This is a genomic window from Mycolicibacterium litorale (genome assembly GCF_010731695.1).
GTDB lineage: Bacteria > Actinomycetota > Actinomycetes > Mycobacteriales > Mycobacteriaceae > Mycobacterium > Mycobacterium litorale.
Window position 1 is genome coordinate 1,303,144 of the sequence record NZ_AP022586.1, and the last position, 12,978, is coordinate 1,316,121.

Genomic DNA, 12,978 nt, shown 5'->3' on the forward strand with positions numbered 1-12,978 from the left:
CTGATCACATGACCGATCCCTCGCAGTTCGGCAACACCCCTGACGGCACACCGCCCCCTCCGCCGGGAAGTTATCCGCCGCCGCCCGCCGGCACCGGATTCCCACCGTCGTCGTATCCGCCGCCGCCCGGCAATTACCCGCCGCCCTATTACGACCCGTCTGCGCCCTACGGTCGGCATCCGATGACCGGAGAGCCGTACTCGGACAAGTCGAAGTTCGTCGCCGGGCTTCTCCAGCTGGTCGGCCTGGTGGGCCTGGTCGGCATCGGCCGCATCTACCTCGGCCAGACCGGACTGGGCGTCGCCCAGCTGGTGGTCGGCCTCGTCACCTGCGGTATCGGTGCGGTCATCTGGGGCATCATCGACGCGATCCTCATCTTCACCGACAAGGTCCGCGACCCGAATGGTCTCCCACTGCGTGATGGAACCTGACGCTCCCGCACCCAGTCGCACGCCGCTGTACCTCACCCTGGGTACCGGCGCACTGTTCGCTGGTGCGCTGGCCTACATCGGGATCGCCGACCCGCACCGGCCGGGCTTCCTCGCCCCGCTCTGCCCGTTCAAAGCGCTGACGGGGTGGGACTGTCCGGCGTGTGGCGGGCTGCGCATGACGCACGACCTCCTGCACGGCGACCTCGCCGCGGCCGTCGCCGACAACGTCTTCCTGCTCGTCGGGCTGCCTTTGCTGGCGATCTGGGCGCTGCTCCGGCGGCGACAGCGCAAACCCGTGATGCCGGTACCTGCCATCGCGGTGCTCGCGGTGGCGGTGCTGAGTTGGACCGTCGTGCGTAATCTGCCCGGGTTTCCGCTGGTCCCGACTTTGCTCGACGGGTAGCCGGCCACCTGCGCTGATACACTTGAACTTCGGGCCGCCGCAGTCCCGGCAACGAATTCCGGTACTGCGGAGGTGCACCTCAATGCTCTATTCGGCTACCCCCAGCGCGCAGGGCCTCTACGACCCCGAGCACGAGAAGGACTCGTGCGGCGTCGCCATGATCGCCGACATCCAGGGCAGACGGTCCCACTCCATCGTCGCCGACGGTCTCGTCGCCCTCGAACACCTCGATCACCGCGGCGCGGCCGGCGCCGAGACCAACAGCGGCGACGGAGCTGGCATCCTGCTGCAACTGCCCGTCGAACTCTTCCGCGAGGTCCTCGACTTCGAGCTCCCGCAGCCCACGGCCGACGGCTGCAACACGTTTGCCGCAGGCACCTGTTTTCTTCCGCAGGATCCGGCCGCGCGGGCCGAGGCCTGTCGGCGCATCGACGCGGTGGCCGCCGAAGAGGGCCTCGAGGTACTCGGCTGGCGGTCAGTCCCGGTCGACCCCGACGGCGCCGACGTCGGCGCCACCGCCCTCGGCGTCATGCCTTACATGGCTCAATTGTTCGTTGCCGCACCGGAAGTCGACGGCGCCCGCCCGGGCGGCATCGAACTCGACCGGCGCGTCTACCCGCTGCGCAAACGCGCCGAGACGTCGGCCGACGTGTACTTCCCGTCGCTGTCCAGCCGCACCATCGCCTACAAGGGCATGCTCACCACCGTGCAGCTGCCGCTGTTCTTCAGCGATCTGCGTGACGCCCGCTGCACCAGCGCGATCGCGATCGTCCACAGCCGCTTCTCCACCAACACCTTTCCGTCGTGGCCGCTGGCGCACCCGTTCCGGTTCGTCGCCCACAACGGCGAGATCAACACCGTGCGTGGCAACCGCAACCGCATGCACGCCCGCGAGGCGATGCTGGCCAGCGCCAACATCCCCGGCGACCTCAGCCGTCTTTCACCGATCTGCACACCGGACGCCTCGGACTCCGCGAGCTTCGACGAGGTTCTCGAACTGCTCCACCTCGGCGGCCGCAGCCTCCCCCATGCGGTGCTGATGATGATCCCCGAGGCCTGGGAGAACAACGCCTCGATGGACGCCGACGAGCGGGCGTTCTGGCAGTTCCACGCCTCGCTGATGGAGCCGTGGGACGGCCCGGCGTGCGTCACGTTCACCGACGGCACGCTGGTCGGAGCCGTGTTGGACCGCAACGGATTACGGCCCGGCCGGTGGTGGCGCACCATCGACGACCGGATCATCCTCGCCAGTGAGAGCGGCGTGCTCGACGTGCCGTCCGGGCAGATCGTCGCCAAGGGCCGGTTGCAGCCGGGCAAGATGCTGCTCGTCGACACGGCCGCGGGCCGCATCGTCAGCGACGACGAGATCAAGCTCGAGCTGTCACAGGCCGAGGCCTACCGCGAATGGCTGCACGCCGGGCTGCTCGAACTCGCGACGCTGCCCGAGCGGGTCCGCGTACAGCCCAACCACGAATCGGTGGTGCGGCGCCAGATCGCCTTCGGCTACACCGAGGAGGAGTTGCGCATCCTCATCACGCCGATGGCGGCCTCCGGGGCCGAACCGCTGGGGTCGATGGGCACCGACACACCGACTGCGGTGCTCTCCGAACGGTCACGGCCGCTCTACGACTACTTCGTCGAACTCTTCGCCCAGGTCACCAACCCGCCGTTGGACGCCATCCGCGAGGAGGTGGTCACCAGCATGGCCCGCGTCATGGGTCCCGAGCAGAACCTGCTCGAGCCGACGGCGGCGTCGTGTCGGCAAATCCTGCTGAAGTGGCCGGTGCTCGACAACGACGAACTCAACAAGATCGTCCACATCAACGACGACGGTGAGCATCCGGGCCTGCGGGCGGTGGTGCTCAAGGGGCTCTACGACGTCGAACGCGGTGGCGAGGGGCTGGCCGAGGCGCTCGACGAACTGCGCTGTCGCGCAAGCGCAGCCATCACCGAAGGCGCACGCACGCTGGTGATCTCGGATCGCGACTCCGACCACACCCGCGCACCGATCCCGTCGCTGCTCGCCGTGTCCGCCGTGCACCACCACCTCGTGCGGACCAAGCAGCGCACCAAGGTGGCGTTGGTCGTGGAGTCCGGCGATGCCCGCGAGGTGCACCACATCGCGATGCTGATCGGCTTCGGCGCCGCCGCGGTCAACCCGTACCTCGCCTTCGAAACCATCGAGGACCTGATCCGCGAGGGTGAGCTAACCGGCATCGAAACCGCTGCCGCCGTGCGCAATTACCTCAAGGCGCTCGGCAAGGGGGTGACGAAGGTGATGAGCAAGATGGGTATCTCCACCGTCGCCTCGTACACCGCCGCCCAGGCGTTCGAGGCGGTCGGCATCGACCGTGACGTCATCGACGAGTACTTCACCGGCACGCCCACCCAGCTGGGCGGCATCGGTCTCGACGTCATCGCCGAGGAGGTCAAGCTCCGCCACCGCCGGGCGTACCCGGAGAACCCGACCGAGCGGGTCCACCGCCGGCTCGAGGTCGGCGGGGAGTACGCGTTCCGCCGCGAGGGTGAGCTGCACCTGTTCAGCCCGGAAGTCGTCTTCCTGCTGCAGCATTCGACGCGCACCGGCCGCCAGGACGTCTTCCGGCAGTACTCCGAGGAGGTCGACCGGCTCTCCCGCGACGGCGGCACACTGCGCGGGTTGTTCGACTTCAAGAAGGGCGCACGGCCCCCGGTGCCGCTCGACGAGGTGGAACCGGCCGCCGAGATCGTCAAACGCTTCAGCACCGGGGCCATGAGCTACGGCTCCATCAGTGCCGAGGCCCACGAGACGATGGCGATCGCCATGAACAATCTCGGCGGCCGCTCGAACAGTGGCGAGGGCGGAGAGGATGTCGACCGGCTCTACGACCCGAGCCGCCGCAGCGCGGTCAAACAGGTCGCCAGCGGCCGGTTCGGTGTCACCAGCGACTACCTCGTGAACGCCACCGACATCCAGATCAAGATGGCGCAGGGCGCGAAACCCGGTGAGGGCGGCCAACTCCCGGGCTACAAGGTGTACCCGAACATCGCCAAGACCCGGCATTCGACGCCGGGGGTCGGGCTGATCTCACCGCCGCCGCACCACGACATCTATTCGATCGAGGACCTGGCGCAGCTGATCCACGATCTGAAGAACGCCAACGACCAGGCCCGCGTCCACGTGAAGCTCGTCAGCAGCGTCGGCGTGGGGACGGTCGCGGCCGGGGTGTCCAAGGCCCACGCCGACGTGGTGCTCATCTCCGGTCACGACGGTGGCACCGGCGCTGCCCCGTTGACCAGCCTCAAACACGCCGGGGCACCCTGGGAGATCGGCCTCGCCGACGCCCAGCAGACCCTGGTGCTCAACGGGCTTCGCGACCGCATCACCGTGCAGTGCGACGGCGGGATGCGCACTGCCCGCGACGTGATGGTCGCGATGCTGCTGGGCGCAGAGGAGTTCGGGTTCGCCACGGCCCCGCTGGTGGTCGCCGGGTGCATCATGATGCGGGTCTGCCACCTCGACACGTGCCCGGTCGGCGTGGCCACCCAGAACCCCGAGTTGCGAGCCCGGTTCAACGGGAAGCCCGAGTTCGTCGAGAACTTCTTCATGTTCATCGCCGAGGACATCCGCCACCACCTCGCCGAGCTGGGTTTCCGCAGCGTCGACGAGGCCGTCGGCCACGCCGAGATGCTCGACACCGCAACCGGAGTGGAGCACTGGAAGAGCAAGGGGCTCGACCTCACACCGATCTTCGCCACCCCCACCAACGCGCACGACGGCGAGACGACCCAGCGGCGCAAGGTCAAAGACCAGTACCACGCCTTGGATCAGGCGCTCGATCAAACCCTCATCCAGCTGTCCGAGGGCGCGCTGGAAGACGCTCATCCGGTCACCCTCGAATTGCCGATCCGCAACGTCAACCGCACGGTGGGCACCCTGCTCGGCGCAGAGGTGACCCGCCGCTACGGCGCCGCCGGACTGCCCGACGACACCATCCGTGTCACGCTCACCGGCTCGGCGGGGCAGTCGATCGGCGCGTTCCTTCCGCCCGGTATCACGATCGAATTGGTCGGCGATGCGAACGATTACGTGGGCAAGGGTCTTTCGGGCGGCGGGATCATCGTCAAACCCGCCGACGACGTGCTGTTCCTACCCGAGGACAACGTCATCGCCGGCAACACCCTGCTCTACGGCGCCACCTCGGGTGAGGTGTTCCTGCGGGGCAAGGTCGGGGAACGGTTCTGCGCGCGCAACTCCGGGGCGCTGGCCGTGGTCGAGGGCGTCGGCGACCACGCCTGCGAGTACATGACCGGCGGCCGGGTGGTGGTGCTCGGCCGGACGGGTCGCAACATGGCCGCCGGGATGTCCGGCGGTATCGCCTACGTGCTCGGGCTCAACCCGGCCAAGGTCAACACCGCCATGGTGGAGTTGCAGCGGCTGGAACCCGAGGATCTGGTCTGGTTGCACGATGTCGTGACCCGGCACGCCGCACACACCGGCAGCACGGTGGCCACCTCGGTGCTGTCGGACTGGCCGCGCCGCAGCGCCCAGTTCACCAAGGTCATGCCCACCGACTACCAGCGCGTCCTGCAGGCCACCCGGATGGCCAAGGCCGAGGGCCGCGACGTCGACACCGCGATCATGGAGGCCAGCCGTGGCTGATCCCACCGGATTCCTGAAGGTCCCGAAAGTCGAGGCCGCCAAGCGGCCCGTCGACGAGCGGGTCGGCGACTGGCGCGAGGTCTACGAACGCCAGCCGCTGCCCGAGCGTGCCGACGAGGTGTCTCAGCAGGCGCGTCGCTGCATGGACTGCGGAATCCCGTTCTGCCACTCAGGTTCCGCCGGCTGTCCGCTGGGCAACCTGATCCCCGAGTGGAACGATCTGGTGCGCCGCGGTCGCTGGGACGCCGCCAGTGAACGCCTGCACGCCACGAACAACTTCCCGGAATTCACCGGCCGGTTGTGCCCGGCGCCGTGTGAGGCCGCCTGCGTGCTGTCGATCAGCGAGGACCACACCGGCGGCAGCGTCACGATCAAACGCATCGAGAACACCATCGCCGACCAGTCGTGGGCGCTGGGGCTCGTCGAGCCGCAGCCGGCGTCGATCAGGACCGGCAAGCGGGTCGCGGTCGTCGGATCGGGGCCGGCCGGGCTGGCGGCCGCCCAGCAGCTCACCCGAGCCGGCCACGACGTCACCGTCTTCGAACGCGACGACCGCATCGGCGGGCTGATGCGGTACGGCATCCCCGAATACAAGCTGGAGAAGAAGACACTCGACCAACGGCTGGCGCAGATGCGCGCCGAAGGCACCCGGTTCGTCACCGACTGCGAGGTCGGCGTCGACCTGACCGTCGAGCAATTGCGTGAGCGGCACGACGCGGTGGTGCTGGCGGTCGGCGCGCTGCGCGCCCGCGACAACGACGTGGAGGGCCGGGACCTCGACGGCGTGCACCTGGCGATGGAGCATCTCGTGCCCGCCAACAAGGAGTGCGAAGGAGACGGCCCCTCGCCGCTGTCGGCCCGCGACAAACACGTCGTGATCATCGGCGGCGGTGACACCGGCGCCGACTGCCTGGGCACCGCGCACCGTCAGGGCGCGACGTCGGTCACCCAGCTCGACTACAACCCGGAGCCGCCCGAGGCGCGCGACGACACGCGCACGCCCTGGCCCACCTGGCCGCTCGTGCTGCGCACGCGGCTGTCCCCGGCCCACGCCGAGGGCGGTCACCGCCGCTACCAGGTGGCCGTCCAGCGGTTCCTGGGCGACGAGCGCGGACACGTGCGGGCAATGGAGATCGCCGAGGTCAAGGTCGAGCGCGACGCCGAGGGCCGCCGCCGCATCGTCCCCGTCGGCGAGACGCTGGAGATCCCCTGCGACATGGCGCTGCTGGCCATCGGGTTCGACGGGGTTGAGCACATGCCGCTGCTCGACGGGCTCGGGCTGACGCTGAACAGCCGGGGCGCGCTGCCCTGCGGCAGCGACTGGCAGACCGACGCCCCGGGCGTGTTCGTCTGCGGCGACGCCCATCGTGGCGCCTCGCTGATCGTGTGGGCGATCGCCGAAGGGCGCAGCGCCGCACACGCCGTCGACGCCTACTTGATGGGGGAGTCGGACCTGCCCGCCCCGGTGCGGCCCGGTGCCCTCCCTCTGGCCGTCGTCTGAATCGATCAACGACTACGATGAGTCAACGTGAATAGACGCGGGAAAATCGTTTGCACCCTGGGCCCCGCCACGGCCTCCGACGAGGCGGTGCGGGCCCTGGTCGAGTCCGGGATGGATGTCGCGCGGCTCAATTTCAGCCACGGTGACTACCCCGATCACGAGGCCAACTACAAGCGGGTCCGCGCGGCTTCCGATCACACCGGGCACGCCGTCGGCATCCTCGCCGACCTGCAGGGGCCCAAGATCCGGCTGGGCCGGTTCGCCGACGGGCCGACCGTCTGGGCCAACGGAGAGAAAATCCGGATCACCGTCGACGACATCGAGGGCAGCCACGACCGGGTGTCCACGACGTACAAGCGCTTGGCCGAGGACGCCACACCGGGGGACCGCGTGCTGGTCGACGACGGCAACGTCGCACTGGTGGTCACCGGGATCGAGGGCACCGACGTCATCTGCGAGGTCACCGAGGGCGGCAAGGTCAGCAACAACAAGGGCATGTCGCTGCCCGGGATGAACGTGTCGGCGCCTGCGCTGTCGGAGAAGGACATCGAGGACCTCGAGTTCGCGGTGCGCCTGGGCGTCGACCTGATCGCGCTGTCGTTCGTGCGGTCCCCGGCCGACATCGAACTCGTCCACGAGGTGATGGACCGGGTGGGCCGGCGGGTCCCCGTCATCGCCAAGCTCGAGAAGCCCGAGGCGATCGACAACCTCGAGGCGATCGTGCTGGCGTTCGACGCGATCATGGTCGCCCGCGGTGACCTGGGCGTCGAACTGCCGCTCGAGGAGGTGCCGCTCGTCCAGAAGCGCGCCATCCAGATGGCAAGGGAGAACGCCAAACCCGTCATCGTCGCCACGCAGATGCTGGAGTCGATGATCGAGAACTCGCGGCCCACCCGCGCCGAGGCGTCCGACGTCGCCAACGCGGTGCTCGACGGCGCCGACGCCGTGATGCTCTCGGGTGAGACGTCGGTGGGCAAGTTTCCGCTGGAGGCGGTGCGCACGATGGCGCGCATCATCTCCGCCGTCGAGGAGAACTCGGTCGTCGTCCCGCCGCTGACCCACGTGCCGCGCACCAAGCGCGGCGTGATCTCCTACGCCGCCCGCGACATCGGGGAGCGATTGGACGCCAAGGCGCTGGTGGCGTTCACCCAGTCCGGCGACACCGTGCGGCGGCTCGCGCGGCTGCACACGCCGCTGCCGGTGCTGGCGTTCACCGCGCTGCCCGAGGTGCGCAGCCAGCTGGCGCTGACCTGGGGTACCGAGACGTTCATCGTGCCGCACATCCAGACCACCGACGGCATGATCCGGCAGGTCGACAAGTCGCTGCTGGAGCTGGGCCGCTACAAGCGGGGTGACCTCGTGGTCATCGTCGCGGGCGCGCCGCCGGGCACAGTAGGCTCCACGAATCTGATCCACGTGCACCGGATCGGGGAGGACGACGTCTAAGACCGCCTAGGAGGCCCAGTGTCCAGCTCCGACTTCCAGGAGCTACTCGGCATATTGGACCTCCGGCGCATGGACGACGACACGTTCGTCGGCTCGCACCCGAGCAAGAACCCGGTCCGCACGTTCGGCGGCCAGATGATGGCGCAGGCGTTCGTCGCGGCCGGCCGCACCGTCGACCACCGCATCTCGCCCAGCGCGCTGTCGGCGCATTTCATCGCAGGCGGCGACCCGGAGCGGGATCTGGAGTTCCGGGTTCACCGGTTGCGCGACGAACGGCGGTTCGCCAACCGCCGCGTCGACGTGTGTCAGGGCGACGAGCTGCTGACCACCACGATGGTGTCGTACATGAACGGCGGCCGCGGCCTCGAGCACGGCGTCGCCGCCCCGCAGGTCCCCGGGCCCGAGGAGCTGCCGAAGATCGGTGAGCTGCTGCGCGGCTACGAGGAGACCGTGCCGCACTTCGTCAACGCACTGCGGCCGATCGAGTGGCGCTACACCAACGATCCTGCCTGGGTGATGCGCGACAAGGGGGAGCGGCTCGACCACAACCGGGTGTGGCTGAAGACCGAGGGGCCGATGCCGGACGATCCGGTGTTGCACGCCGCGGCCCTGGTCTATTCGTCGGACACCACCGTGCTCGACTCGATCATCACCACCCACGGGCTGTCATGGGGTTTCGACCGCATCTTCGCGGTGACGATGAACCACTCGGTGTGGTTCCACCGGCCGGTGCAGTTCGACGAGTGGGTGCTGTACGCGACGTCCTCGCCGGTGGCCGCCGAATCGCGCGGCCTGGGCACCGGCCACTTCTTCGACCGGGCCGGTGCCCTGCTCGCGACGGTCACGTCGGACGCGATCGTGAAGTACTTCCCCGGCCGCTAACGCGTGGGCGTCACCGTCACGCTGAACTGGTCTTCGATCTGGCGCTGGAACTGCTCCTGGCACTGCTGCTGCGCCTCGGTGTCGTTACCGGCCTGCTGCAGGCAGTCGAACAGATCGCCGGCCCCGACTTCGCGGGCGAACATCACCGTCAAGGCGATCGCGACGATGCCGACCACGACGCCGAGCACACCGAGCACGATGCCGGCCAGCGCCACGCCGCCGTTGGTCGCTTCGCCGCGCTTGGCCCGGCCCCGGCCGATGACGCCGAGGATCACCGCGACGACTCCCAGCACGATGCCGCCGAAGACCGAGAGCAGACCGACGATCGCGACGATCAGCGAGGCGATGCCCAGGCCGTTCTTCGGGGCGGATTGCGCCGGGTAGCCGCCGGGCGGGTAGCCCCCCGGCGGGTAGCCGCCGTACTGTCCCTGCGGCGGTGGTGGATAGCTGCCCGGGTATGCGCCGTACTGATAGGGCTGCTGCGGTGGGTACGGGTACTGCTGCTGCGCGGGATTCGGCGGTGGCGGGGGCGGCGGCGGTGCCGACGGGGACTGTTCGGGCTTGTCCGACTCGGTCATGGTGCTGACGTTACCTGCTGGCAGCCAGATTGAGGCGCAGACAGGCAACGGCATCGTCGGGCAGGTGGTGGGTGGCCACCACGACGGTGCGGTCGGCGGGGAAAAGTGCACCGGGAGTGAGCAGTTCGGTCAGCAGCCGCGCGGCGTCGTCGGCGTCGAGGTGCTCGGTCGGTTCGTCGAGCAGGACGACGGGGAACGCCGAGACGAGCGCGCGGGCGAGCAGCAGCCGCCGGCGCTGGCCGGCGGACACCGCCGCGGCACCGCCGACCAGGAGCGTCGACAGCCCGTCGGGCAGGCCGTCGAGCCATGCGCGCAGGCCCACCTTGTCGAGGGCCGAACGGAGCTCGTCGTCGGTGGCGTCGCCGCGGGCGACCAGCAGGTTGTCCCGGACGGTGGTGCCGAACAGGTGGGCGTCCTCGGCGAAAAACGCGCGGGCGCCGGTGAAGTCGTCGGCGCGCTCGGCCATCGCCATCAGCAGCGTGGTTTTGCCCGAACCGCTCGGTCCGGTGACGGCCACCCGGTCACCGGGACTCAGGGGGATCGGCGGGACGACGGGGCGGGGCCGCGCGCCGGGTGCGGGCCGGGTGAGGTCGTGCAACCGGCGGGCGGCGATGCGGGACCGGCTGAGCTGTACCGCGGCGGCGGGCAGCGCGGTGGTCGCCTCGAACGCCGACAGCGGCAGCAGCATGAGGATCGCCACCGTCGTCGGAGCCACCGACGCGGCCAGGGCGATGCCGGCCACCGCGGAGCCCAGCACGGCGGCGCCCATCGCCGCCCCGGGGACGGCGGCGGCCAGGGCCGCGGGGGCGGCGGCGCGATCGGACGCGTCGCCCCAATCGCGCTGTCGGCGTTGGGCTTCGGCGACCACCCCGTCGAGCCGGCCGCTCACCCGAAGTTCCGGTGCGTGCTCGAGGGCGAGCATCATCGCGACATCGCGTTCGGCGCGGTGGGCCACGGCGGCGTTCTCCGCCGCGGTGACCGCCCGCGCGGCTTGTGCGGGCGCGACGACGCCGGCGACGATCAGGCAGCCGGCCAGCAGTGCCGCGGACGCCGGCGAGATGACCACGAGCACCGCGACCGCCGCCACCGACAGCACCACAGCCACCGCGATCGGCAGCACCGCGCGCACGATGACGTCGGCGAGATCGTCGACCGACGCCCCGACCCGGGAGACCAGTTCGCCGCCGGGCAGCCGCATCGACACCTCCGGCGGCGCCGCGGCGAGGGTGCGGTACAGCCCCGTCCTGGCGTTGCCCGCGGCCCGCAGCGCGGTGTCGTGTGCGGCCAGTCGCTGGCAGTAGCCGAGTACGCCGCGGGAGATGCCCAGCGCTCGCACCGCGACAGCAGCCACGCTGAGGTCGAGTACCGGCGGCATCTGCCAGGCGCGGGTGATCAACCACGCGGCGATGGCGGCCAGCGCCAGCGCGCTGCCCAGCGACAGCACGCCCAGCAGCGTGGCGAGCAGCAGTCGTCCCTTCCGAGGCCGCAGCAGGTCCACGGTCATGCGCAGCAGCGGGTCAGTGGTCGGCAAGGACATCGGCCCCCATCCGGATGACGTGATCGCCGATCGACAGCACCGGGTCACGGTGCCCGACCACCAGGACGGTCGCCCCGGCGCGGGCCCGCGCGGCGATCGCGGCCAGGACGCGCGCCTCGAGTGCCGCGTCGAGGTGGGCGGTCGGTTCATCGAGCAGCAGCACCGCGGCGGCCGATCCGAAGGCCCGCGCCAGTCCCAGGCGCTGCCGCTGGCCGAGTGACAATCCGACCCCGTCGCGGCCCAGCAGGGTGTCGAGGCCGTCGGGAAGCCCTGCCAGCACGTCGTCGAATCCGCTTTCGCGACAGGCGGATTCGAGATCAACGAGAGGCCCGAACAGCTCGAGGTTGGCGCGCACGGTGCCGGGGATGAGCACCGGCCGGTGCGGCAGCCAAGCGAGCTGCCTCCACCACTCGGTCGGATCGAGGTCCGCGACGTCCACACCGGCCACGGTGACTCTCCCCGACAGCGGGGAGGCCAGCCCGAGGATCGCCTGCAGTGTGGTGGATTTCCCGCAGCCGTTCGGACCGGTGAGCACCGTGACACGGCCGGGCAGCAGATCGGCTCGCAGGCTGTCCACATGGATCGCCGCACCGCGGGCGTCGAGGGTTCGGGTGCCCGACGGCGTCGACGCGCCCTGCTGCAGGAGGGCCAGAGCCCGGTCGGCAGCGGCCTTTCCGTCCTGGGCGGCGTGGAACTCGACGCCGACGCGGCGCAGCGGCCAGAACACTTCGGGGGCCAGCAGCAGCGCGGCGAGACCGGCGAACAGGGTCATGTCCCCGAACACCAGCCGCAGTCCGACGCTGACCGCCACCAGCGCGACGCCGAGGGTGGCCAGCAGTTCGAGGACGAGCGCGGACAGGAACGCCACCCGCAGCGTCGCCATCGCCGAGCGGCGGTGGGCGGCGGACAGTTCGGCGATGCGCTGCCCGGAACCGGCGGCGCGGCCGAGCGCGGTCAGAGTCGGGATTCCGGCGACCAGGTCGAGCAGCCGGGACTGCAGCGTCGTCATCGCCGCCAGTGCCGCCGCCGACCGCTCACGGGTGACCAGACCGATCAGGATCATGAAGATCGGGATGAGCGGCAACGCGATCAGCACGATGACCGCGGACCGCCAGTCGACCAGCGCGATCACGAATACCGCTGCGGGCGTGAGGATCCCGCTGAGGAACACCGCGGGCAGATAGCCGGTGAAGAACGGCCGCAGGCCGTCGAGACCGCGGCCGATCACCGTGGCCGCCTCGTCGCGCACCGCTGCCAGTCGCCGCGGCGGCAGCGCGGTCACCGCCCGCAGCACCTGCGCGGACAGCTCGGCGATCACCGCGGTCGCACCTCGCTGCGACAGCCGGCCCTGCTGCCACTGGGCCAGGAAGCGCAGCGTCCACAGCGCGGCGAGCAGCGCCAGCATCGGAAGCCACGCGGTCACCGACCGCGACGCCGGGTCGGTGATCACCCCGGCGACCACGCGGGCGAGCACCACCGCCGACGCGATGGTCGCGGCGGTGATCAGCACACCGCACAGCACCGACGCGGCCAGGTAGCGCCGCATCGCCGGTGACGT

9 protein-coding genes are annotated in these 12,978 nt (G+C 70.2%); 6 read left to right on the plus strand and 3 right to left on the minus strand.

Going from position 1 to position 12,978, the window contains the following annotated elements; translation table 11 throughout:
- Positions 1 to 8 precede the first annotated feature (8 nt).
- From G6N30_RS06085 to G6N30_RS06110, 6 genes are all read left to right on the plus strand, one after another.
- Entirely contained in the window at positions 9 to 431 is a 423-nt protein-coding gene (locus G6N30_RS06085) for an NINE protein (RefSeq protein WP_134060468.1), read from the plus strand.
- Positions 421 to 834 (plus strand): DUF2752 domain-containing protein, encoded by a 414-nt coding sequence (locus tag G6N30_RS06090; RefSeq protein ID WP_134060566.1) that lies wholly within the window; start codon positions 421 to 423, stop codon positions 832 to 834. Before G6N30_RS06085 ends, G6N30_RS06090 begins: the two co-directional genes overlap by 11 nt.
- 82 nt (positions 835 to 916) lie before the next feature.
- A complete protein-coding gene (gene gltB / locus G6N30_RS06095; RefSeq protein WP_134060469.1) occupies positions 917 to 5,476 on the plus strand; it encodes a glutamate synthase large subunit in 4,560 nt (1,519 codons plus the stop codon).
- Positions 5,469 to 6,977, plus strand: coding sequence for a glutamate synthase subunit beta (locus tag G6N30_RS06100; protein WP_134060470.1), 1,509 nt, complete (start codon positions 5,469 to 5,471; stop codon positions 6,975 to 6,977). Before gltB ends, G6N30_RS06100 begins: the two co-directional genes overlap by 8 nt.
- A gap of 27 nt (positions 6,978 to 7,004) precedes the next feature.
- The gene (gene pyk, locus G6N30_RS06105) at positions 7,005 to 8,423 is read left to right on the plus strand and encodes a pyruvate kinase (protein WP_134060471.1); all 1,419 of its coding nucleotides are present in this window, start codon (positions 7,005 to 7,007) and stop codon (positions 8,421 to 8,423) included.
- An 18-nt stretch (positions 8,424 to 8,441) separates the two neighbouring features.
- Positions 8,442 to 9,305, plus strand: coding sequence for an acyl-CoA thioesterase II (locus tag G6N30_RS06110; RefSeq protein WP_134060472.1), 864 nt, complete (start codon positions 8,442 to 8,444; stop codon positions 9,303 to 9,305).
- Here G6N30_RS06110 and G6N30_RS06115 read toward each other — a convergent pair.
- The 3 genes from G6N30_RS06115 to cydD are packed head-to-tail and all read right to left on the minus strand — an operon-like array spanning position 9,302 to position 12,966.
- Positions 9,302 to 9,883, minus strand: coding sequence for a DUF4190 domain-containing protein (locus G6N30_RS06115; protein WP_134060473.1), 582 nt, complete (start codon positions 9,881 to 9,883; stop codon positions 9,302 to 9,304). The genes G6N30_RS06110 and G6N30_RS06115 overlap by 4 nt on opposite strands.
- 10 nt (positions 9,884 to 9,893) lie before the next feature.
- A complete protein-coding gene (locus tag G6N30_RS06120; RefSeq protein ID WP_407664741.1) occupies positions 9,894 to 11,387 on the minus strand; it encodes an ATP-binding cassette domain-containing protein in 1,494 nt (497 codons plus the stop codon).
- Positions 11,388 to 11,400: 13 nt separating this feature from the next.
- Positions 11,401 to 12,966, minus strand: a complete 1,566-nt coding sequence (gene cydD / locus G6N30_RS06125) for a thiol reductant ABC exporter subunit CydD (RefSeq protein WP_134060475.1) — start codon at positions 12,964 to 12,966, stop codon at positions 11,401 to 11,403.
- Between the last annotated feature and the right edge of the window lie 12 nt (positions 12,967 to 12,978).